Annotated in this window: 26 protein-coding genes; 12 read left to right on the top strand and 14 right to left on the bottom strand. The window is 65.4% G+C overall.

All coding sequences use genetic code 11. From position 1 onward, the window contains the following. Positions 1 to 293: 293 nt before the first annotated feature. From C8E02_RS10045 to C8E02_RS10035, 3 genes are read right to left on the bottom strand one after another with little or no spacing between them, the layout of a single operon-like run. Entirely contained in the window at positions 294 to 755 is a 462-nt protein-coding gene (locus C8E02_RS10045) for a SixA phosphatase family protein (protein ID WP_120810638.1), read from the bottom strand. A gap of 49 nt (positions 756 to 804) precedes the next feature. Beyond that, the gene (locus C8E02_RS10040; RefSeq protein ID WP_120810637.1) at positions 805 to 1,518 is read right to left on the bottom strand and encodes an LrgB family protein; all 714 of its coding nucleotides are present in this window, start codon (positions 1,516 to 1,518) and stop codon (positions 805 to 807) included. After that, the gene (locus C8E02_RS10035) at positions 1,515 to 1,874 is read right to left on the bottom strand and encodes a CidA/LrgA family protein (protein ID WP_120810636.1); all 360 of its coding nucleotides are present in this window, start codon (positions 1,872 to 1,874) and stop codon (positions 1,515 to 1,517) included. Before C8E02_RS10035 ends, C8E02_RS10040 begins: the two co-directional genes overlap by 4 nt. A gap of 77 nt (positions 1,875 to 1,951) precedes the next feature. Between C8E02_RS10035 and C8E02_RS10030 the strand changes: the two genes are divergently transcribed. From C8E02_RS10030 to C8E02_RS10020, 3 genes are all read left to right on the top strand, one after another. Continuing rightward, positions 1,952 to 2,482, top strand: coding sequence for a chorismate--pyruvate lyase family protein (locus C8E02_RS10030; protein WP_245961118.1), 531 nt, complete (start codon positions 1,952 to 1,954; stop codon positions 2,480 to 2,482). Next, a complete protein-coding gene (gene ubiA, locus C8E02_RS10025; protein WP_120810634.1) occupies positions 2,482 to 3,354 on the top strand; it encodes a 4-hydroxybenzoate octaprenyltransferase in 873 nt (290 codons plus the stop codon). The genes C8E02_RS10030 and ubiA overlap by 1 nt, the downstream gene beginning before the upstream one ends. A 175-nt stretch (positions 3,355 to 3,529) precedes the next feature. Continuing rightward, positions 3,530 to 3,868, top strand: a complete 339-nt coding sequence (locus C8E02_RS10020; RefSeq protein ID WP_047968465.1) for a GrlR family regulatory protein — start codon at positions 3,530 to 3,532, stop codon at positions 3,866 to 3,868. Here the strand turns inward: C8E02_RS10020 and C8E02_RS10015 are convergent. Genes C8E02_RS10015 through C8E02_RS10005 form a run of 3 tightly spaced genes read right to left on the bottom strand, consistent with a single transcriptional unit; the run spans position 3,837 to position 6,806 of the window. Next, complete coding sequence (locus C8E02_RS10015) at positions 3,837 to 4,556, bottom strand: ABC transporter ATP-binding protein (RefSeq protein WP_120810633.1); 720 nt, start codon at positions 4,554 to 4,556, stop codon at positions 3,837 to 3,839. The two genes, C8E02_RS10020 and C8E02_RS10015, sit on opposite strands and share 32 nt — an antisense overlap. Next, entirely contained in the window at positions 4,549 to 5,763 is a 1,215-nt protein-coding gene (locus tag C8E02_RS10010) for an ABC transporter permease (RefSeq protein ID WP_120810632.1), read from the bottom strand. The genes C8E02_RS10015 and C8E02_RS10010 overlap by 8 nt, the downstream gene beginning before the upstream one ends. Continuing rightward, positions 5,760 to 6,806 carry an efflux RND transporter periplasmic adaptor subunit gene (locus C8E02_RS10005; RefSeq protein WP_120810631.1) on the bottom strand — a complete coding sequence of 349 codons (1,047 nt, stop codon included), beginning with the start codon at positions 6,804 to 6,806 and terminating at the stop codon, positions 5,760 to 5,762. The genes C8E02_RS10010 and C8E02_RS10005 overlap by 4 nt, the downstream gene beginning before the upstream one ends. Positions 6,807 to 6,883: 77 nt before the next feature. Between C8E02_RS10005 and C8E02_RS10000 the strand changes: the two genes are divergently transcribed. After that, positions 6,884 to 7,216 (top strand): DUF2322 family protein, encoded by a 333-nt coding sequence (locus C8E02_RS10000; RefSeq protein ID WP_120810667.1) that lies wholly within the window; start codon positions 6,884 to 6,886, stop codon positions 7,214 to 7,216. Between the two features lie 139 nt (positions 7,217 to 7,355). Here C8E02_RS10000 and C8E02_RS09995 read toward each other — a convergent pair whose 3' ends face one another. From C8E02_RS09995 to purM, 8 genes are all read right to left on the bottom strand, one after another. After that, positions 7,356 to 8,600 carry a uracil-xanthine permease family protein gene (locus C8E02_RS09995; RefSeq protein WP_047968468.1) on the bottom strand — a complete coding sequence of 415 codons (1,245 nt, stop codon included), beginning with the start codon at positions 8,598 to 8,600 and terminating at the stop codon, positions 7,356 to 7,358. A gap of 50 nt (positions 8,601 to 8,650) precedes the next feature. Further along, positions 8,651 to 9,298, bottom strand: coding sequence for a hypothetical protein (locus tag C8E02_RS09990; protein ID WP_120810666.1), 648 nt, complete (start codon positions 9,296 to 9,298; stop codon positions 8,651 to 8,653). A 71-nt stretch (positions 9,299 to 9,369) separates the two neighbouring features. After that, the gene (gene upp, locus C8E02_RS09985; RefSeq protein WP_047968469.1) at positions 9,370 to 10,002 is read right to left on the bottom strand and encodes a uracil phosphoribosyltransferase; all 633 of its coding nucleotides are present in this window, start codon (positions 10,000 to 10,002) and stop codon (positions 9,370 to 9,372) included. 226 nt (positions 10,003 to 10,228) lie between these two features. Next, complete coding sequence (grxD, locus tag C8E02_RS09980) at positions 10,229 to 10,546, bottom strand: Grx4 family monothiol glutaredoxin (protein WP_047968470.1); 318 nt, start codon at positions 10,544 to 10,546, stop codon at positions 10,229 to 10,231. Positions 10,547 to 10,600: 54 nt separating this feature from the next. Further along, positions 10,601 to 11,896 carry an RsmB/NOP family class I SAM-dependent RNA methyltransferase gene (locus C8E02_RS09975; RefSeq protein WP_369793050.1) on the bottom strand — a complete coding sequence of 432 codons (1,296 nt, stop codon included), beginning with the start codon at positions 11,894 to 11,896 and terminating at the stop codon, positions 10,601 to 10,603. Beyond that, on the bottom strand, positions 11,892 to 13,004 hold the full coding sequence (locus C8E02_RS09970; RefSeq protein ID WP_120810630.1) for a DUF3108 domain-containing protein: 1,113 nt from the start codon (positions 13,002 to 13,004) through the stop codon (positions 11,892 to 11,894). The genes C8E02_RS09975 and C8E02_RS09970 overlap by 5 nt, the downstream gene beginning before the upstream one ends. 2 nt (positions 13,005 to 13,006) lie before the next feature. Further along, positions 13,007 to 13,642 (bottom strand): phosphoribosylglycinamide formyltransferase, encoded by a 636-nt coding sequence (gene purN, locus C8E02_RS09965; RefSeq protein WP_120810629.1) that lies wholly within the window; start codon positions 13,640 to 13,642, stop codon positions 13,007 to 13,009. Positions 13,643 to 13,802: 160 nt separating this feature from the next. Then, positions 13,803 to 14,840, bottom strand: coding sequence for a phosphoribosylformylglycinamidine cyclo-ligase (gene purM / locus C8E02_RS09960; RefSeq protein ID WP_120810628.1), 1,038 nt, complete (start codon positions 14,838 to 14,840; stop codon positions 13,803 to 13,805). Between the two features lie 87 nt (positions 14,841 to 14,927). Here purM and C8E02_RS09955 point away from each other — a divergent pair, with 87 nt between their 5' ends. The 8 genes from C8E02_RS09955 to C8E02_RS09920 all read left to right on the top strand — a co-directional run bounded on the left by C8E02_RS09955 (position 14,928) and on the right by C8E02_RS09920 (position 21,366). Beyond that, positions 14,928 to 16,007 (top strand): AI-2E family transporter, encoded by a 1,080-nt coding sequence (locus C8E02_RS09955; protein ID WP_425451970.1) that lies wholly within the window; start codon positions 14,928 to 14,930, stop codon positions 16,005 to 16,007. 21 nt (positions 16,008 to 16,028) lie between these two features. Continuing rightward, positions 16,029 to 16,706, top strand: coding sequence for a DnaA regulatory inactivator Hda (gene hda / locus C8E02_RS09950; protein ID WP_082133732.1), 678 nt, complete (start codon positions 16,029 to 16,031; stop codon positions 16,704 to 16,706). Between the two features lie 6 nt (positions 16,707 to 16,712). Next, a complete protein-coding gene (locus tag C8E02_RS09945) occupies positions 16,713 to 17,381 on the top strand; it encodes a histidinol-phosphatase (RefSeq protein WP_120810626.1) in 669 nt (222 codons plus the stop codon). Between the two features lie 17 nt (positions 17,382 to 17,398). After that, positions 17,399 to 17,926, top strand: coding sequence for a GNAT family N-acetyltransferase (locus tag C8E02_RS09940; RefSeq protein ID WP_120810625.1), 528 nt, complete (start codon positions 17,399 to 17,401; stop codon positions 17,924 to 17,926). Between the two features lie 14 nt (positions 17,927 to 17,940). After that, positions 17,941 to 18,810 (top strand): ATP-binding protein, encoded by an 870-nt coding sequence (locus tag C8E02_RS09935; RefSeq protein ID WP_120810624.1) that lies wholly within the window; start codon positions 17,941 to 17,943, stop codon positions 18,808 to 18,810. A 226-nt stretch (positions 18,811 to 19,036) separates the two neighbouring features. Further along, complete coding sequence (gene motA / locus C8E02_RS09930) at positions 19,037 to 19,897, top strand: flagellar motor stator protein MotA (RefSeq protein ID WP_047967367.1); 861 nt, start codon at positions 19,037 to 19,039, stop codon at positions 19,895 to 19,897. 93 nt (positions 19,898 to 19,990) lie between these two features. Further along, positions 19,991 to 20,935 carry a Nudix family hydrolase gene (locus C8E02_RS09925; protein WP_120810623.1) on the top strand — a complete coding sequence of 315 codons (945 nt, stop codon included), beginning with the start codon at positions 19,991 to 19,993 and terminating at the stop codon, positions 20,933 to 20,935. Beyond that, positions 20,932 to 21,366 (top strand): hypothetical protein, encoded by a 435-nt coding sequence (locus C8E02_RS09920; RefSeq protein WP_120810622.1) that lies wholly within the window; start codon positions 20,932 to 20,934, stop codon positions 21,364 to 21,366. Before C8E02_RS09925 ends, C8E02_RS09920 begins: the two co-directional genes overlap by 4 nt. Positions 21,367 to 21,463: the final 97 nt, after the last annotated feature.

Here is a 21,463-nt window from a genome sequence, read left to right as displayed (position 1 = left end):
TCGTTTCTCAGAATCTTGACAGTGCAAGTATTTGGCTAAGCCAGACACTTACACCTATCGGTTATTCGTTCTGTTAAAGAGCAGTGCTGCGTCGCGTTTCGTTTGCGGCGTCAGCTGAGGAGGCGAACTATAGCGAAGCCCGCCAGCCGCGTCAACACCCGCAAACGCACTTTCTGACACCAAAGCGGCAAGTCCTTGATTCCACAGCCACCGCAGCGCCAAGAAAAATGAAAAAGGTTGGCCGCAGTGCTTGCGGCCAACCTTGGGCATGAGAATAAAGCGCAATATTCGTATTAATCGATACCCAGCATCGCCGGTGTCATCATCGCCTTGAGACGAATTTGCTCGATGCCGTGACGTTCACGATGGCTGAGCCACCAGATGGCACCTTTCTTGACGCTCCACAGCAAGGGCTGCTCGCTCATCAGCGTGGCGGCGAGACGACCGATGTAAGGCTGATGGCCGACCAGCACGATGGTTTTGCCGCTGCGCGGCCAGTCGATGGCGCTCAGCACCTGCTCGACCGAGGCATCCGGGTTCAGCGCCGGCACGACTTCATAACTCTTGGCGAACAGCGCCGCGGTTTGCTGCGAGCGCAGCGCCTCGGAGGCCAGCAGCGCAAAATCGTCGGGCAGCTGCTTGCGCAGCCATGTTGCCATCGCGCTCGCCTGCTTCTGGCCGCGACGGGTCAGCGCCCGCTGCATGTCGTCAGAGCCTTCCTCGGCTTCGGCATGACGCCACAAGATGAGATCCATATCATTCCTTAGTCTTATTGTTTGGCTGCCATATGCTGTGCCATGTGTATTACGACAGCAAGAAATGCACCAACAATGGTGCCACCACCGCCGTGACAAAACCGGTCAGCCCCATTGCCAGACCGGCAAAGGCGCCGGCAGTTTCCGAAATCTGGAAGACGCGGGCGGTGCCGATGCCGTGTGCAGCGATGCCGGTGGCGATACCCAGCACCACGTCATCGTTCATGCGTAATAGCGTCAGCAGCGGCTTGGCCAGCACCGCACCGATGATGCCGGTCACGATGACAAAGGCGGCCGCCAGGGTGGGGATGCCGCCGATGGCCTCGGCCACGCCGATCGCGATCGGCGTGGTGGCCGAGCGCGGCGCCAGGCTGAGCACGATCTGTGGCGGCATATCGAAGGCGACGGCAATCAGCACCGCGCTGGCCACACCGGCGACACTGCCGACCACGATGCTACTCAGGATGGCGAAGGCGCTGCGCTTGAGCCGCGCCAGATTGTTGTACAGCGGAATCGCCAGCGCGACGGTGATCGGCCCGAGCAGGAACTGGATAAAGCTGGCGCCGCGGAAATACTCGTCGAAACTCAGCCCCAGCGCCAGCAGACTGACGATCAGCAGCCCGGCACCGACCAGCACCGTGTTGGCCAGCGGATGGCCGTGATAGCGGCGGCTGATGCTCAGCGCGACACGGTAGGCCAGCAGCGTCAGGAAGATGCCGGTCAGCGGCGACTGGCGCAACCACTCATATAGTGTCGGTGTCATGGCTTGGCCTTTCTGCTTTGTTGACGGCGCAGCAGCAGCGTCAACGTCAGCGCGCTGATCAGCAGCGTCGACAACGTCGACAGCAGCAGCACCGCCGCCATCGCCAGCGGCCGCTCGGCCAGCAGCGGCCAGAAAGCGAGGATGCCGGCACCGGCGGGGATGAACAGCAGCGACATGTGCGTCATCAGCCGCGGCACGTTGTGGCGCAGCGTGTCGGGAATGCCCTTGCGCACACACAGCGTCAGGAACAGGAACAGCATGCCGAGCACGGCACCGGGGATGGGCCAGCCGAGGCTGCGCGCCAGCAACTCGCCGGCAAACTGGTAGCCCAGCAGCCACAGGAAGGTTTCGATCATCGACAACTCACAGGGGTCACAAGGTTGGCCGCACGCAACAGCGGCGGGATCGGACGGGTTTTGGCATAATGCGCCGCATGACGCCTTTTTCTGACTGGTCGGCCCAGTTGCCGCCAACTTCACCGCTGCTGGCAGAGTGCATCACCGTCAGCGGTTCGCTCACCAACTACCTGATGGCAAGCGGCCACGACTTCGCCGTCAGCGTGCTGCAGCAAGGCAGCGACGCGATTCATGTCGACGAAACCGCCCTATTCGAGCTTACCCCAGATAGCCAATTGCATGCCAGACACGTTTGCCTGACGCTCGCCGGCAAGCCGGTGGTGGTGGCGCGCAGCGTGTGCCTGCCGGCATGCCCGGTGTGGCGGCCGATCCTGGAGCGCGGCAGCCGTTCGCTGGGACTGACGCTGTTTGGCGACCTGCCGCAACTGCGGCGCGGCACGCTGGACTTTGCCGAGCTGCACGCCGGACATCCGCTGTTTGCGCTGGCTCAGGCGCACGATCCTCATGGCAGCAGCCGCTACCTGGCCCGTCGCTGCCGCTTCGAGCTGGACGGGCAGCGCCTGCTGGTTTGTGAAATCTTCTTGCCGGAACTGGAGCAGTTGCTGTGATGAACATGGACTTTATCAAGGAGCGGCTGACGGTCTACGGTCAGCTGATGCGTATCGACAAGCCGATCGGCACCCTGCTGCTGCTGTGGCCGACACTGTGGGCGCTGTGGATCGCCTCCGCTGGCCAGCCGGACTGGCAGCTGCTGCTGATCTTTACACTCGGCACCTTCTTGATGCGCTCCGCCGGCTGCGTGATCAACGACTTCGCCGACCGCCACATCGACATGCATGTGGCGCGCACCAAACAGCGGCCGTTCGCCCGCGGCGCGGTGAGCAGCAAGGAAGCGCTGCTGCTGGCCGCGCTGCTGGCCCTGCTCAGCCTGCTCTTGATCCTGCCGCTGAACCGGCTGACCCTGTTGCTGTCGCTGCCGGCAGTGTTCCTCGCCGCCAGCTATCCGTTCACCAAGCGTTTCTTCCCGCTGCCGCAGGCCTATCTCGGCTTGGCCTTCGGCTTCGGCATCCCGATGGCCTTTGCCGCGGTGACCGGCGACGTGCCGCTGCTGGCTTGGTTACTGTTCCTGGCCAAGGCGCTGTGGACCATCGGCTACGACACCGCCTACGCGATGACCGACAAACCGGATGACCTGAAGATCGGCATCAAGACCTCGGCGATCACCTTTGGCGATCACGACGTGCGCGCGGTGATGCTGTGCCACGCCGCCTTCATCGCGCTGATGACCGGCATTGGCCACAGCCTCGACCTCGGCTGGCCGTACTACCTGTCGCTGCTGCTGTCGGTGCTGCTGATCGGGCGCCAGTATCTGGACATCCGTCACCGCGACCGCGCGCTGTGTTTCAAGGCCTTTCTCGACAATAACCGCGTCGGCGCGGTGATCTTTGCCGGGCTGGTGCTGGCTTACTGCCTGCGCTGAAGCGGCGCACCGTGACACCCGAAGCGGGCAGCCAGTGGCTGCCCGCTTTGTTTTGCCGCCGCATCGGCGGGCTGGTGGCCGCATCCAGATTTATCTGTCGTGATTTGTGGTCTAAGTTGAAACAGGTAGCTGCCTGCCGGCAGACAGCAGATCTTCCCCTCGAAGGAGACGCACCATGATCAACGGGATCTATCACGTCACGGTATCCACCAGCGACGGTCAGCACAGCGATGGCCAGTGGGTAATCGACAACCATTCGCTGCAGGGCACCGATGCCACCTCGCGCTATCAGGGGCAATTCCACCTTTCCGGCCAGCACGTGGCGATGCAGATGAACGTGTCGCGCCACCAGGAAGCCGAACGCACGCTGTTTGGCCCGGCCATGCAATACCTGCTGTCGCTGAACGGCCATTTCATGAGCGACAGCAACACCTTCAACCTGTCCGGCCCGGTGGCGCACGTGCCGACCATGTTCGCCACCATCAGCGGCCACTGGCTGAAGGCGCTGGACTGACGAGCCCATCCGGCTGCAACCGGCCGTCCAGCAGCCGGATCTGGCGCGGACAGCCATCGGCCAGCCGTTGGTCGTGGGTGACGATCAGGAAGGTGGTGCCATCCTCGCGATTGAGTTCATGCAGCAGCGCAAACACCTCGTTCGCCGTCTGGGTATCGAGGTTGCCGGTCGGCTCGTCAGCCAGCACCAGCCGCGGGCGATTCATCAGCGCCCGCACAATGGCGACGCGCTGCTGCTGCCCGCCAGACAACTGCACCGGCTGCTTGGCGGCATGCTCGGCCAGCCCGACGCGCTGCAACAGCATCGCGGCGCGCTGCCGGTCCTGCGACGTGACCCGCCCCTGGCCGGCGAACAGCGGCATCATCACGTTTTCCAGCGCCGAGAAGGCCGGCAGCAAATGGTGGAACTGGAACACGAACCCAAGATAGCGATTGCGCAAGGCGGTGCGCGCCGCGTCGTCGAGGCTGGCGGTGGCGGTATCGGCAATGCGCAGCTCGCCGGCCGTCGGCGTCTCCAGTAGCCCCATGATGTTGAGCAGCGTCGACTTGCCGGAGCCGGACGGCCCCAGCAGCGCGGCGAACTCCCCTTCCACCAGCTGCAAGTCGATGCCGTGCAGCACCTCGACCAGCGGCGACTTGCCGCCGCCGTAGCTTTTCTTCACCCCTTCCAGCGTCATGATTTCAGCCACGGATCGCCACCACCGGGTCCAGTCTGGCCGCGCGCAGCGCCGGCAGCAGTGCCGCCAGCACCCCGACCAGGGTCGCAATCAGCGCGGTGGTGATGAACAGCTCGCTGTCGAGCACCACCGGAAACAGCGGGCTGCCGTCCTCGGTCTTCGCCATCCGGCTGATGCCCTCCGCCATCGCCGCCCCCAGCAGCGAGCCGAACAGCGAGCCGAACAGGCCGACCAGGCCGCCCTGCAGCAGGAACACCGCCAGGATGCGCGACGCCGGCGTGCCCATCGCGCGCAGGATGCCGATCTCGCGCTGGCGCTGCACCACCGTCACCACCAGCACGCTGGCGATGCCCAGCGCCACGGCAAAGGTGACGAACACGCGGATCATCAGGCTGGACGCGCTCTGGCTTTTCAGCGCCGTCACCAGCTGGCCGTTGCTGGACTGCCAGCTGTCCGCGGTCAGGCCGGTACTCAGCGCAAGGTTGGCCGCAAGGCTTTCCGCCTCGAACAGGCGCTCGCTCTTGATGTAGATTTCGGTCACATCGCGCTGGAAGCCGAGCAGGTTCTGCGCCTCGCGCAGCGGCAACAGCACCCAGCGCTTGTTGAGATCCTTGAGACCGAAATCGAGAACCGCCCCCACCGTCATGCTCTGGCTGCCGCCGGTCGCGGTCTGCAGGCGCAGGCGCCCGCCCGGCTGCAGGCCCAGGTCCGCCGCCAGCTCCTTGCCGATCAGCGCCGTGCCGGTCGGCAACAGCAGACGCCCGGCTTTCAGCTTGTTGTCCAGCCGCACCACCTGCCGATAGTCGTCCAGATCCACACCCATCAACACGATGGACTTGCGCACGCCGCCCTGCTGCGCCACACCGGGGCCGCTGGCCATCGCCGCCACCGCGCTCACATTGGGCGTGCCGCGCACCCGCGCCACGATGCTGCCCCAGTTGGCGATGGTGTTCTCGCGCTGCGTGCGCTTGGCGATGTCAGCCAGCTTGACGCTACCCGGCACCGTCAGCGGCGCCTGGTTGACGATGTCGGCCGGGCGCAGCACCACGTGTGCCTGGGTCGACAGCGTGCGGTCGATGATGTTGGCCTGCAGACCGCTGACGATGGCGGTGATGTAGACGATGACGCCGACACCAATGCTGACCCCGGCCAGGATCAGCGCGGTCTGGAAGCGCCCCTCGCGCAGCAGCCGCCACGCCACCGTCCACACGAAGTTCATGGCGCCGCCTCCACGATGCGCACGCGGCTGCCGGCCGCCAGCAAGGGGAAGGGGGTAACCACCGCCATGCCGGCGCGCAACCCCTGCAGGATCTGCACCTTGCCCTCCACCACCGCGCTGGCCTGCACCGGCCGCAGCTGCAGGCGGCCGTCCCGTACCAGCGCCACCTGGCCACGCTTCACCGCCTCGGCCGGCAGCAGCAGCACCTGGCGCAAGCGCGCGGTCTCGATCTCCGCCGACACCGTCATCCCCGGCAGCAAAAAGCTGCCGTCATCGCCCAGCAGCACCTCCACCTCCAAGGTGCCGCGGTCGTTATCCACCTGCGCCGCGATGCGGCCAACCTTGCCGGCCACCCGCCGCGTCGGAAAGGCATCGGCCGCGATCAGCGCCGGCTGGCCGCTGGCCAGTTGCGCCAGCTGGCGTTCGTCGACATCCAGCAGCACGTGTTTCGGGCCGGCGGTGGCAAAGCTGAGTTTGGCGCTGCCGGCGGTGAGCAGGTCGCCGACCTCCACCTCGCGCTCCAGCAGCACGCCGTCGGCCGGCGCGCGGATCTGCGCCTGCGCCAACCGCGCCTGATACTGCGCCAGCTGCGCCTGCAGTTGCGCCACCCGCAACTGCGCCTGATCGCGGCTGCGCTGCAGACCATCCAGCGCCGCCTGGCTGACAAAGCCCTGGCGGAACAGCGCCAGCTGGCGCTGCAACTGGCGCTCGGCATCGGCCTGCTGCTGACCGGCATCCTCCAGCTGGGCACGGGTTTGCTGCAATTGCGCCAGCAGCTCTTCCGGCTCCAGCTGCAGCAGCACGGTGCCGGCGGTCACCGTCTGTCCCTTGGCCACCGGTGTCGCCACCACCCGGCCGCCGATGGTGGCGCCGAGCCGGCTCTGGCGGCTGGCCTCGACGCGACCGCTGGTCACCACGCTGCGCACCACGTCCTGCGCCTCAAGCGTCACCACCGCCACCGCCGCCGGACGCCACCACCAGTAGCCGGCCGCCAGCAGCGGCAACAGCAAAAACAGGGACAGCAGGATTTTGCGGCGCGTCATGTCAGGTAAACTCGGGTAATGAAGGAAGGGTCTGATTCCATTCTACGAAACATCTTGCCCACGGAGCTTTGATCATCATGAAATTTGCCGACATTCTCGCCACCCTGCCCACCATCGACGGCATTGCCGCGCTGATGCTGCTGGATGCCGCCGGCGAACCGCTGCAGCGCCTCGACAACAAACCGGGCACCGCCGGCTCGGTGCGCGTCTATCACGCGCTGGTAAAACGTTTCGGCCACATCGACAAGGCGGCGGCGCGCGAAGGCCTGGCGCTGTACGCCGAACACACTGACGATGCCCGCGCCCACCCCGGCAAGCATCCCAATATCGACCGTCTGCTGGCGATTGCCGAACAGGATGCGCCCGGCCTGCGCGTGCGCATCGTGCTGGACGACAGCGCCGAGGCCTGATCCGCACGGCCGCAAAAAAACCCGCCACTGCTGGCGGGTTTTTTCATGGTGATGCGCGGCGGCACTCCCCCGCTGCGCGTCACACGAGCAAGGTTGGCCGCAGCCTGCGGCCAACCTTGGCCTTTACACGTGCCGGTCTTTACACATCCTGGCCTTCGACGATGCCGTCGTGGCTGGCCGCCTGCTGCGGCAGGATCAGGTTCAGCACGATGGCCAGCACCGAGCACAGGCCGACGCCGACCAGGCTGAACGAGCCGAAGGTCAGCTCCAGCCCGCCGATGCCGGAGGTCAGCACCACCGAGATGATCACCAGATTGCGTGGCTCCATCAGGTCGACCTTGGCTTCGATCAGCGTCTTCAAGCCGATGGAAGCGATGGTGCCGAACAGCAGCACCATGATGCCGCCCATTACCGGCATCGGGATCGACTGCAGCAGCGCGTTGAACTTGCCGAAGAAGGCCATGCAAATGGCGAACACCGCCGCCCACGTCATCACCACCGGGTTGAAGTTGCGGGTGATCATCACCGCGCCGGTCACTTCGGCGTAGGTGGTCACCGGCGGGCCGCCGATGGCACCGGCGATGCACACGCCGAGGCCGTCGCCGGCCAGGGTGCGGTGCAGGCCCGGGGTCTTGGTGTAGTCCTTGCCGGTCACGCCGCCGATCGCCATCACACCGCCGATGTGTTCGATCGACGGGGCGATCGCCACCGGCAGCATGAACAGCGCCGCCGCCCAGTTCACTTCCATGCTGCCGAAGGCCGGCACCACGAACCACGGCGCATTGGCCAGCTTGTCGAAATCCACCACGCCGATGAAGGCGGCCACGATGTAGCCGACGGTGACGCCGGCCAGGATCGGCACCAGCTTGAACATGCCGCGCGCGAAGATCGACACCACGATGGTGGTGGCCAGCGATACCGCCGCCAGCAGCAGCGAGGTCTCGTACGGCATGATCTGGTTGCCGCCGGCACGGCCCATCGCCATGTTCGACGCGGCGCTGGCCACCGACAGGCCGATGATCATGATCACCGGCCCGATCACCACCGGCGGCAGCAGGCGATTGACCATCGCCATGCCGCGCCAGCGCACGATGGCGGCGAACACGAAGTACATGAAACCGGCGCAGAACAGGCCGAACATGGTGGCGCCCTGCCCCCAGGTCTGCATCGAGTAGATGATGGGGCCGATGAAGGCGAACGAGGAGCCGAGGAAGATCGGCACCTGGCGGCCGGTGCACAGCTGGAACACCAGCGTGCCGACACCGGCGCCCAGCAGCGCCATCGCCGGATTGAGACCGGTCAAGAGCGGCACCAGCACCAGCGCGCCGAAAGCGACGAACAGGATCTGGGCACCAGATACCGCCGTCTTCAGTTGTTGAAACATGCTGTGTTTTCCTTATTGTTGTTGAAATCGTGCGCCGCGCGGCCGGCGCCTCAGGCCGCCGCGCAATACATGATCGCCTGGGCAATGATGTTGTTCTGACCCGCCGCCAGTGTGCTGTGCGCGCGGAACTGCTGCACCATCGCCTGCACCCGGCAGTAGGTGTCGTAATTGGGCAATGGCCGGTAAGCAATGTCGACGTCCAGCCGTGCAGCCAACCTTTTGATGGTGGTCGGCTTGATGCAGACGTGCTGCTGCGGATCGCTGTAGGCGAGGAAGCAGCTCACCAGCGGCCACTTGGCGGCATTGGCCTTGCCGTCGTGACGGCACAGCTGCAGCACCTCGACGAAGTCGGCGAAGCTGGCTTCGTCAAAGCGGTACAGCAGCGCATACAGCGCCGCCACGAACGGGCGGTGCACGTCGCTGAACGCCAGGTAGTTGCGAAACGCCATGCGCTCGAAGGTGCTGACCGTGCTGCAGCGGCTGACGATCTGGCTGCAGCAGTCGATCACCGCCGCCGTATTGCCGCTGTCGATGGCGGCGCGCAGCAGCGGCTCGCCCAGGCCGTCGCGGCACAGTTGCAGCACGCGGTCGATGCCGCGGTGCTTGCGGCCCAGCGCCAGCCACGCCTCGTCCTGCAGAGCGTGCGGGAAGCGCAACAGGAAATCATGTTCCAGCTGTTGATAGGCGTTGTGCTGCATCGACATTCCCCCGCGCAAGGTTGGCCGCAACCGTGGCGCCACCGCCGGCTCAGGCAGGCGGCGCCGGGTCGTCAGGCGTGTTTGGTACCGAAGATCTTGTCGCCGGCGTCGCCGAGACCCGGGATGATGTAGCCGTGCTCGTTAAGGTGGCTGTCCAGCGAGGCGGCCACGATCTGCACGTCCGGATGGGCGTCGTTCACGGCCTTCACCCCCTCCGGTGCCGCCACCATCACCACCGCCTTGATGTGCTTGCAGCCGTTGCGCTTGAGCAGGTCGATGGTGGCGATCAGCGAGCCACCGGTGGCCAGCATCGGGTCAATGATCATCGCGATGCGCTCGTCGAGGTTGCCGACGAATTTCTCGAAATAGGACACCGGCTCCAGGGTTTCCTCGTTGCGCGCCAGGCCGACCACGCTGATCTTGGCCGACGGCACCAGATCGAGCACGCCGTCGAGCATGCCGATGCCGGCGCGCAGGATCGGCACCACGGTCACTTTCTTGCCCTTGATCTGCTGCACTTCCATCGGGCCGCACCAGCCGTTGATGGTGACGGTTTCCAGTTCGAAATCGCGGGTGGCTTCATAAGCCAGCAGGCGCGCCAGCTCCTGGGTCAGCAGGCGGAATTTCATGGTGCTGATGTCGCCCTCGCGCAGCAGGCCGAGCTTGTGCTGCACCAGGGGATGATTGACGACGGTAATGTTCATGGGGATCCCAAACCTTGGCAAAAAGCGGCCCCGGAACCAGGTTCCGGCAAACCGCTTTCGGTAATCGATAAAACCGGCTGCACCAGGCGGTGCAGGCGTGAGGCATGGGGCGAGATTATACAATCATTTCAAACGCCCCGCTGCACGCGGCCCTCACTGCCACCCGTCCAAACAAAACAGCCCGTGGCGCGAGGCACACGGGCTGTCGTAGCGTAGCAGACGCGGCTTAGTTGGCCAGGTCTTTCAGCACTTCCTGCAGTTCGCCGGACTGGTACATCTCGTACATGATGTCGGAGCCGCCGAGGAACTCGCCGTTGACATACAGCTGCGGAATGGTCGGCCAGCTGGCGTAGTCCTTGATGCCCTGACGGATTTCCGCATCGGCCAGCACGTCAACGGTGACGAAGTTGTTCACGCCACAAGCCTTGAGGATCTGTACCGCACGGCCGGAAAAGCCGCACTGCGGGAACTGCGCCGAGCCCTTCATGAAAAGCACGACAGGGTTTTCGGTCACGGTCTGACGGATGGTGTCCTGGATCGACATGGTATTCCTCTTTCAAGTGGTCGCGCCGGGCGCATACCCGACTAAATCAATGGGTTATTGTAGACCCGCTTCGGCTTCCGGCTCAAGTGCGGCATCCGCCACCCCGGCCTTGCGCTGCAATACCGCGGCAAAGAAGCCGTCGGTATTGTGCTGGTGCGGACGCAGCGCCAGATAGTCGCCGGTATCCAGCGCGATCTTCTGCTCGGCCAGCACCTGGTTGGCCGGCACCAGCTCGAACGCCGGGTGGGCGGCGAGGAAGGCTTCGACGATGGCCTGGTTTTCCTGCGGCAGCAGGCTGCAGGTGGCGTACACCAGTCGGCCGCCGGCCTTCACCAGCCGTGCGGCGGAAGCGAGGATCGACTGCTGCTTGGCGTTGAGCTCGGCCACGCTGTCCGCGCTCTGGCGGTACTTGAGGTCCGGGTTGCGGCGCAGTGTGCCAAGGCCGGAGCACGGCGCATCGACCAGCACGCGGTCGGCCTTGCCGGCCAGACGCTTCACCTTGGTGTCGTTCTCGTGCGCGATCAGCGTGGTGTTGACGTTGGACAACCCGGAACGCGCCATGCGCGGCTTGAAGTTGGCGAGGCGCTTTTCCGACACGTCGAAGGCGTACAGACGGCCGGTGGAGGCCATCTGCGCGCCCAGCAGCAGGGTCTTGCCACCGGCGCCGGCGCAAAAGTCGACCACCATTTCGCCACGGCGGGCACCGGTGAGCAGGCCCAGCAGCTGGCTGCCCTCGTCCTGTACCTCGATGGCGCCGCCGACAAACAGCGGGTGCTTGGCCAGCGACGGCTTGCCCTTCAGGCGGATGCCGATCGGCGAGTAAGGTGTCGCCTCGCAAGCGACGCCGGAATCCTGCAGCTGCACCAGCGCGTCGTCACGCTTCAGCTTGAGGGTGTTGACGCGGATGTCCAGCGGCGCGGCGGAGGCCAGACCCTTGCCCAGCGCCACCACTTCTTCTTCCGCCAGCGGCGGCAGCATGTCCAGCACCCACTGCGGCAGCGCCGCACGCGCGGTCAGTTCTTCCGGCAACGGCGCGCCCTTCAGCGACGACAGCCATTCGCGCTCGGTTTCCTTGATGATGCCGTCCAGCTCGCGCAGGTTGGCACCGCCGATACGCACCAGCGTGGCCAGCGCCAGCTTGCGGGTGTTGGCACGTTGGCCGCACAGCGCGCGCAGCGTTTCCAGATGGCGCAGGCAGGCGAAGGCGGTTTCCGCGATCAGGTGGCGATCGGTGGCGCCCAGCTTGCTGTTGGCACGGAAGTGGGCGGTGAGCACGGCATCGGCCGGGCGGTCGAACTTCACCATCGCGAACAGCACCTGTTCGATCTGGTTGAATTGCTGCAGGTTAATTTTCATGTTTACTAGACCTTTGGGGTGGCGGTGGTGTCCACACTACCGCACCGTTAAATTCAATCAGTGTCGCGCGCAATTCAAAGCGCTTGTCGTTATCCACCCGCATGATGCGGATGGGCAGATTGGCAAAGTCCGGCGCCAGCCAGAACTCGATCAAATCCTTGTCGTTGCGGGCGCGCAGCACCACTGCACGCAGCGTGCCGCCTCCCGCCTCGAAATCCGTTTCACCGGCCAGCTGCAGCGCAAACTGGTACACCTTCTTGCCGGTGGTCACCTGCCGCGTTGCCGCGCCCGGCTGCTCGCCGCGCAAGCCCAGCTCGAATGCGAGGCTCAGCCAGTCCAGCGCGCCCGGCTGCAGCGGCGCCTGTTTCGCCTCCTTGTCGCCGTAGTCCAGCACGCCGCCAGCCCAGTCGAAACGGGCATATTCACGCGGCTGCTCGTTACGGCTGGCGCTGAAACGCTGCGGCTGCAGGCCGTTGCGGCCAAACTCGCCGTGCACTTCGTAGCGCAGCGTCGGGCCGATCAGCGGCTTGACCGTGGTGACGATGCGATAGTCGCCGCCATGACGCTGCCAGTTCATCTCGCCGCGACCCAGTTGGAGGCCGCTGCTGAACAATGCGTACTCCAGCCGCGCGGCATCGGGAAAGCGCGCCAGCTTCGGCGCGGACGGTTCGCCGTGCGCCGCGCCCGGTGATGCGACCGCCGCCGGTGCCGACGCCTCGGCCGCGCTGTCACCCCCGCCGGCCGAAGCCAGCGGTGCCGCCGCGTGCGACCGCGCCGGCGGTGCGGCGACAGGCCTGGCAGGCGCCGGCTTGGTCTTGACGTCCTTGGCTGGCCGCGGCGCCTGCGACGACGGCGCCGAAGCGTCGCCCGCTGCGCCATCCGCGGTGGCGGCGACCATCCCCAGCGCCGCCGGCGCCGAGGCATCGCCTGGCTCCGGCGCAATCGCCTGCAGAGTAATGCTCAGCTTGCGCAGTGGCGCCTCGTCCGGCGCGGCGCCGTCGAAAGACAGCAGGCTACCGCCGAACAGCAGCAGGTGCAGCAGCAGCGACACCAGCAGCGCCAGCAACAACGGCCACCGCCAGCGCCGCCGCGCGGACATCATGTTCAGAGTACCGGCACCTGCAGCGCGAGACCGGCGGCGGCGGCATCGACACCGCCAATGCGGCCGTTGCGGATCTGCAGCTCGCCAGCGGCGAAGCGGCGCACCGCTTCCGGATACAGCCGGTGTTCCTGCTGCAGCACGCGTGCGGCCAAGGTGGTTTCGGTATCGTCATCCAGCACCGGCACCACCGCCTGCGCCACGATCGGGCCGTGGTCCAGCTCGGCGGTGACAAAGTGCACGGTGCAGCCCGCCACCTTGCAGCCCATGTCGATGGCGCGCTGGTGGGTATGCAGGCCGGGGAAGGATGGCAGCAGCGACGGATGGATGTTCATCATCCGCCCCTCGTAACGCGCGGTGAACGCCGGCGTCAGGATGCGCATGAAGCCGGCCAGCACCACCAGATCGGGGGCGAAGGCGTCGATTTCTGCGGCCAACCTTTCGTCGAAGGCTTCGCGGCTGGCGAACTGCTTGTGATCCAGACCGACGGTGGCGATGCCGCGCGCCGCCGCCCAGGCGAGGCCGGCGGCATCGGGACGGTTGGCGATCACCGCGGCAATGCGGGCGCCGGGAATGTCGGCATCGACGATGGCCTGCATGTTGGAGCCGCGGCCGGAGATCAGGATTACGATGTTTTTCATGTCTGCAATTCGGCTAGGTCTTGCCGGCAGCCGGTGCGCCAGCGCAGGGGCACCACCACGGGCAAGGACCACATTCAATAAGTACTCGCTCGGGCTGCGCCCGAGAAATGACAAACGCCGCCAGCAGTGCCAGCGGCGCCGGTCACATCAGTTCAGGCGCTCAGGCAACCTGGGTCTGATGCTCGTCACCGTTACGCGCACGGATCACGCCGATACGCGACACGGTTTCACCCTGTTCGGTCAGGAAGGCGACCGCGGCGTCGGCATCGGCCACGTCCACGATCACCACCATGCCGATACCGCAGTTGAAGGTGCGGTACATTTCCTGGGCATCGACATTGCCTTCGGCCTGCAGCCACTGGAACAGCTTCGGCAGCTCCCAGCTGCCCGCATCGATCTGTGCCACAGTGTTTTCCGGCAGTACGCGCGGGGTGTTCTCGGTAATGCCGCCACCGGTGATGTGCGCCATGCCCTTCACTGTCAGCTTCTCCATCAGCGCGAGCAGCGGCTTGACGTAGATGCGGGTCGGCGCGATGACGGCCTGACGCAGGGTGTTGTCGCCTTCGAACGGCGCGTCCAGATCCGGCTGCGCGCGATCGATGATCTTGCGTACCAGGCTGTAGCCGTTGGAGTGCACACCGTTGGATTTCAGGCCGAGCACGACGTCGCCCGGCTTGATGTCGCGACCGGTGATGACCTTGCTCTTTTCCACCACGCCGACGGCAAAGCCGGCGAGGTCGTATTCGCCCACCGGGTACATGCCCGGCATTTCGGCGGTTTCACCGCCGATCAGTGCGCAGCCCGCTTGTTCGCAACCCTGGGCAATACCCTTGATCACATCGGTGGCTTGCGGCACATCCAGCTTGCCGCAGGCAAAGTAGTCCAGGAAAAACAGTGGCTCGGCGCCCTGCACCAGAATGTCGTTGACACTCATGGCCACCAGGTCGATGCCGACGGTATCATGCTGGTTCCAGTCGAAGGCCAGCTTCAACTTGGTACCGACACCGTCCGTGCCGGAAACCAGCACCGGCTCCTTGTATTTCTTGGAGATTTCCACCAGTGCGCCGAAACCGCCGAGGCCACCGAGGACTTCGGGACGCATGGTGCGTTTGGCAAACGGCTTGATGTTTTCGACGAGCGCGTCACCGGCATCAATATCGACACCGGCATCGCGGTAACTGAGGGACGTGGTATTCAAGGTCTACTCGCTTTCTGCTAACGTGATCGTTTTCCTGCTGCGGCAAACGGGCTCTTGGCCCGAAGCGCCTGTATTTTAACTGAAAAGCTGATGGAACGCTCCCGCACAAACTATCTTCCGTGGTTGATTGTCGCTATTACCCTCGCCGGCGCGGTATGGCTGCTTGACCGGCTGTCCGCGGTGCTGACCCCGTTTGTCACCGCCATCGTGCTCGCCTACATCCTCGACCCGGCCGTCGATTACCTGCAAAAACACGGCTTATCGCGCATCTTGTCGCTGATTTGCGTGATGTTTGCCGGATTTTTCGCCATCCTCGCGCTGCTGCTGATCGTGATCCCGATGCTGGTCAGCCAGGGCCATGCGCTGGTGGAACGGCTGCCGGCGATGGTGGACTTCATTCAACAGCAGGCGCTGCCGTGGCTGAACCAGCTGCTCGGCACCAAGCTGAGCCTGGACACGCAAAGCTGGCGCCACACGCTGAGCAGCAATACCGGCAACCTGCGCCAGCTGCTGGCCAAGCTGGCACCACAGCTGGGCTACGGCGGCGCGCTGCTGCTGAGCATGCTCGCCAACCTCAGCCTGCTGCCGGTGCTGCTGTTCTATTTCCTGCACGACTGGGACCGGATGGTGGCGCGCGTCGGCACGCTGGTGCCGCGGCGCTGGGCGCCGGAGGTTGGCCGCATCGCCTACGAGCTGGACGAAGTGCTGGGCCAGTTCCTGCGCGGCCAGCTGTCGGTGATGCTGCTGATGGCCATCATCTACGGCGGCGGCCTGGCGCTGGTGGGGCTGGAATCCGGCCTTGCCATCGGCATCGTCGCCGGCCTGCTAGTGTTCATCCCCTATGTCGGCGCCTTTCTCGGCCTGCTGCTGGCGACACTGGCCGCCATCCTGCAGTACAACGGTTTCAGCGGCCTCGTGCTGGTGTGGAGCGTGTTCGTGGTCGGCCAGACGCTGGAAAGCTTCCTGATCACGCCCTACCTGGTGGGCGAACGCATCGGCCTGTCGCCGGTGACGGTGATCTTCGCGCTGATGGCCTTCGGCGAGCTGATGGGCTTCGTCGGCGTGCTGCTGGCCCTGCCGCTGGCGGCCATCAGCGTGGTGCTGGCGCGTTATCTGGTGCAGCGTTATTTCAACAGCGGCTTTTATCAGCGTAAAATCGATTCCTGACTCTATTTAGAACCTTGCCGCATGTTGGATCAGCTCGTCCTCGACCTCAGCCCCACGCCCCTGCCCGGGTTTGACAACTTTCTTGCCCAGCGCAACAGCGAAATCATCGCCGCGCTGACCGCGGAAGGCGGGGAGCGCTTCGTCTACCTGTGGGGCGAACCCGGCTGCGGCAAGACTCACCTGCTGCAGGCGTGGATCGCCCACGCCGAGCTGCTCGGCCGCGCCTCGATCTACCTCGACGCCAAGCACGAGCAGCTGCCCGACTTCGCCCGCGAGGCCAGCTTCATCGCCGTCGACCATGTCGACGAACTGGCACCGGACGACCAGATCATGCTGTTCTCGATCTACAACTCGCTGAAGGAAAGCGGCGAAGGCCGCCTGCTGATGGCCGGACACCAGCCGCCGATGCAGGCACCGGTACGCGACGACCTGCGCACCCGCCTCGGCTGGGGCCTCGTGTTCGAAGTCAAGGCGCTGTCCGACGACGACAAGCTGGCGGCGCTGCGCCATCACGCCGCCGAGCGCCAGCTGGCCATCGGCGACGACGTGTTCCGCTACCTGCTCACCCACTGGCGCCGCGACCTGGCCAGCCTGATCGGCATGCTGGACATGCTCGACCGCTACTCGCTGGCCATGCGCCGCCCGATCACGGTGCCGCTGGTCAAGAACGTGTTACAAACCGCCCCTACCGAAAGCTGAAACACCATGAATCTTGCCCTGTTTGACCTGGACAACACCCTGATCATTGGCGACTCCGACAGCGAATGGCCGAAATTCCTGATCAAACGCGGCATCCTCGACGCCGAGCACCACGCGCGGCAGAACGACTACTTCTACGAGCAGTACAAGGCCGGCACGCTGGACATCTACGAATTCCTCAACTTCCAGCTGGCACCACTGACCCGCTTCTCGCGCAGCGAGCTGGACACCCTGCACGCCGCTTACATGGAAGAGCACATCAAGCCGATCATCCCGCAAAAGGCGCGCGCGCTGCTGGCGGCGCACTTTGCCCAGGGTGACGAGGTGATGATCATCACCGCCACCAACCGCTTCATCACCGGCCCCATCGCCCGCGAACTGGGCGTGGAACACCTGATCGCGGTGGAGCTGGAAGAAGACGACAGCGGCAACTTCACCGGCAAGCCGAGCGGCACCCCCAGCTTCCAGGCCGGCAAGATCACCCGTCTCAACGAATGGTTGGCCGCACGCGGCGAAACGCTGGACAGCTACGACAAGGTGTTCTTCTACAGCGACTCGCGCAACGACCTGCCGCTCTTGTCCATCGTCAGCAACCCGGTGGCGGTCGATGCCGACGACACCCTGAAGGCGCACGCCGAAGCCCATGGCTGGCCAGTGATCACCCTGCGAGACTGACACACTACGGAGCCAGCATGCCGATCGACACTTTCCGTACCGCCACCAGCGACGATGCCGACGCCATCGCCGATCTCGTCAACCGTGCCTACCGCCCGCCCGCCGGTGCGGCCGGCTGGACGCATGAAAGCGAACTGGTCACCGGCGCGCGGATCAATGCCGCGCAAGTGCGGCTCACGCTGGCGCAAGACGACTCCCACATCCTGCTGGGGCTGCAGCAGGCGCGGCTGTGTGCCTGCGTCAATGTGGTCGCGGACGGCGACGGCTGCTATATCGGCATGCTGGCGGTAGACCCGGCAATCCAGGCCGGCGGGCTGGGCAAGCAGATGCTGACCCACGCCGAACAGTTCGCTCGGCAGCACTTCCAGGCAAGCTACTGCCACATGACGGTGCTGTCGGCACGGCCGGAGCTGCTGGCCTACTATCTGCGCCGCGGCTACCGGCAGACCGGCGAGTACCAGCCCTTCCCGCATGACGCCAACGCCGGCACGCCACTGCGTGCCGACCTGCAGATCGAAGTGCTGCGCAAAACCTTGACCGACTGAATCGAGGGCGCCTTATGGACCAACTCGAAGCCTTTCTCGCCCGCGCCGAAGAGATGCTGGCACGGCTGGAGCCGCTGCTGCCGCCGGCGGTGCCGGCCACCGACTGGAGTGCGCCGGCGTTCCGCTGGCGTCGCCTTGGCGCCAGCGCCTGGCTGGAGGCCATCCACCAGCCGCACAGCGTGGCGCTGGACGAGCTGATCCATATCGAACGCCAGAAGCAGCGCCTGCTGCGCAACACCGAACAATTCCTCGCCGGCCGCCCGGCCAACAACGTGCTGCTCACCGGCGCGCGCGGCACCGGCAAGTCATCGCTGATCAAGGCGCTGCTGGGCCAGTACGCGGCACAGGGCCTGCGCGTGATCGAGGTCGACAAGGCGCAGTTGCCTGACCTCGCGCAGATCGTCGATGCCGTCGCGGCGCGGCCGGAACGCTTCATCCTGTTCTGCGACGACCTGTCGTTCGAGGAAGGCGAAGACAGCTACAAGGCGCTGAAATCGGCGCTGGACGGTGGCCTCGCACGGCGTGCGGCCAACCTTCTGGTGTACGCCACCTCCAACCGCCGCCACCTGATGCCGGAAAAGGCCAGCGAGAACCGCGAAGGCTGGCTCAAGGACGGCGAGATCCATCCCGGCGAAACCACCGAGGAAAAAGTGTCGCTGTCCGACCGTTTCGGGCTGTGGCTGTCGTTCTACCCGTTCGACCAGGACGCCTACCTCGCCGCCGTGGCCGGCTGGCTGGCGCACTTCGGCCTCAAGCACGGCAAGCACAGCGAACGCGCCGCCCTGCAGTGGAGCCAGCTGCGCGGCAGCCGCTCCGGCCGGGTGGCGTACCAGTTTGCCTGCGACTGGGCCGGGCGCAGCAGCAAGGAGCGCCGCGCCGAGTGAGCCACTTGCCGATTGCCGGGCTGTCCCCTAGTCTTGAGCGCGGACTGCGCGGCGTATGCAACGCAATTCGGGCGCCGCGCGGTAAAAATGCACGGCGCTTGCCGCGATGCAATATCATGTCAGCGATCCGGCGCCGGCGGACCCGCACGCTGCCGCCACCCGATACCCTGCGCCAGTGCGCAGCCGAACAACCATCCTCACCGCCCCATTTCAGGAAGTCTTGCTTATGAATGTCATCATTGGTTATGTGATCACGCTGGGCTGTATCTTCGGCGCCTACATCGTTCACGGCGGGAACATGACGGTGATCATCAAGGCGCTGCCTACCGAGATGCTGGCGATTCTGGGCGGCGCCATCGGCGCCTTCGTGGTCAGCAACCAGGGCAAGACGCTGAAAGCGGTCAAGGCCGCGCTGCCGGGCGCGTTCAAGGGCTCCAAGTACACCAAGGCGCGCTACATGGAGCTGCTGTCGCTGCTGTACGAGATCATGGTCAAGATCCGCAAGGAAGGCCTGATGGCGATCGAGAACGACGTCGAGCACCCGCACGACAGCCCGCTGTTCAGCAAGTATCCGAATATCGCCAACGACCACCACGTGATCGAATTCCTCACCGATTACCTGCGCATCATGGTGTCCGGCAACCTCAACGCCTTCGAGATCGAGAACCTGATGGACAACGAGATCGAAACCCACCACCACGAGGCGGCGATGCCGGCCTCGGCGGTGACCAAGCTCGGTGATGCGCTGCCGGCCTTCGGTATCGTGGCGGCGGTGCTGGGCGTGGTCAACACCATGGGCTCGGTCGGCCAGCCGCCGGCCATTCTCGGCGGCATGATCGGCAGTGCGCTGGTCGGTACCTTCCTCGGCATTCTGCTGGCCTACGGCGTGGTGTCGCCGCTGGGCTCGCTGCTGGAACAGAAGGTCGAGGACAGCACCAAGGAATTCCAGTGCATCAAGACCACGCTGCTGGCCAGCCTGCAAGGCTATGCGCCGCAAAGCGCGATCGAATTCGGCCGCAAGGTGCTGTACTCCACCGAACGCCCGTCGTTCAACGAGCTGGAGCAGCACGTCAAAGGCGCCAAATGATCCGGCTAGCCCGCCACGCCGCCGCTGCCTGTCAGCGGCGGCGTTTTGCATGCCGCCGTTCCCCATTGCAACTTCCTGTCTGGCATACCGATCATGTCTGAATCCAAACCTGTCATTTCCGTTGTCGCCGGCGCGCTGATGCACGCCGACGGCAGCTTCATGCTCGGCAGCCGGCCGGCCGGCAAGCCCTACGCCGGCTACTGGGAATTCCCCGGTGGCAAGGTCGAGCCCGGCGAAACGCCGCTGGCCGCGCTGGTGCGCGAATTCCGCGAGGAAATGGGCATCGAGGTCAGCCACGCCACGCCGTGGCTGACGCGCACCCACCACTACGAACACGCCTCGGTGCACCTGCGCTTCTTCCGCATCTGGGCGTGGCAAGGCACGCCGCAGCCGCACGAAGGGCAGTCGTTTGCCTGGCAGACACCGGGCCAGCACAGCGTCACACCGATGCTGCCGGCCAACGACCCGGTGCTGCGCTCGCTGCAGCTGCCGGACGTGCTGCAGATCAGCTGTGTCAGCGAATGCGGTCGCGATCACACGCTGGAAGTCCTGGCACAACGCGACAATCCGGGCTGGGTCATCGTGCGCGAGCCGCAAAAGAGCCGCGAACAGCTGGCCGACTTTGTCGCCGAAGTGGCCGACATCGTCCACCCCAAAGGCGGCAAGCTGCTGGTCAATACCGATCCGGCGTGGATCAAGGGCTGGCCGGTGGACGGCCTGCACCTGAGCAGCCAAAGGTTGGCCGCACTGGACGAGCGGCCGCCGCATCTGGCCTGGGTCGGCGCCTCGGCGCACAGCCGCGCGGAACTGGCGCGTGCCGCGGCACTCGGCCTCGACTACGCGCTGCTCGGCCACGTGCAGCCCACCGCCAGCCACCCGCAACAGGCGGCACTGGGCTGGGACGGCTTTGCCCGCCTGCTGCAGGACGAAATCCCGCTGCCGGTATTCGCCATCGGCGGTCTGCAGGCGGCGGATCTGGATACCGCCCGCCAGCACGGCGCGCACGGCATCGCGCTGATGCGGGGGGCGTGGCAATGAAGGCACTCAGCCGCAGGCAATGGCAGTTCATCGCGCTGGCACTGCTGGTGTTCGCCGCGCTCAAGGTGGCGCTGATCAGCTGGTATCTGCAGCAGCGCCAGCCGGCGGCGCCGGCCGTCACCAGCGTCAGCTGCAGCGCGCTGCAACAGGGCTGTGCGCTGCCGGATGGTAGCGTGCTGCGCTTTGTCGACGGCCCGCGCCAGCGCAGCCCGTTCACGCTGACGCTGAGCAAGCAAGGCAGCGAGGCGCCGACGGCGGAATTCTCGATGCGGGACATGGACATGGGCTTCAACCGCTACCGCTTCGTCGATGGCGGCGGCCACTGGCAGGCCAAAGTCACGCTGCCGGCCTGCGTCACCGGCAGCGCGGACTGGCTGCTGGACCTGCACCAGGACGGACACATCTACCGCATCGCCTTCCGCGCCAGCTAGGCGCCATTAAGCCTGTCTCTGGCGCAGCTCCGATGCCGCGGTCGTGCCGCGCCTGGAGGCGGGCGCCGGGTCAGGGCAGCCCATCGGGACAGGTTTG

The sequence above is a fragment of the Vogesella indigofera genome (assembly GCF_003633895.1).
Lineage (GTDB): Bacteria > Pseudomonadota > Gammaproteobacteria > Burkholderiales > Chromobacteriaceae > Vogesella > Vogesella indigofera.
Note: the sequence above shows the minus strand (reverse complement) of the source record. Positions and strands in the feature narration are given on the sequence as shown.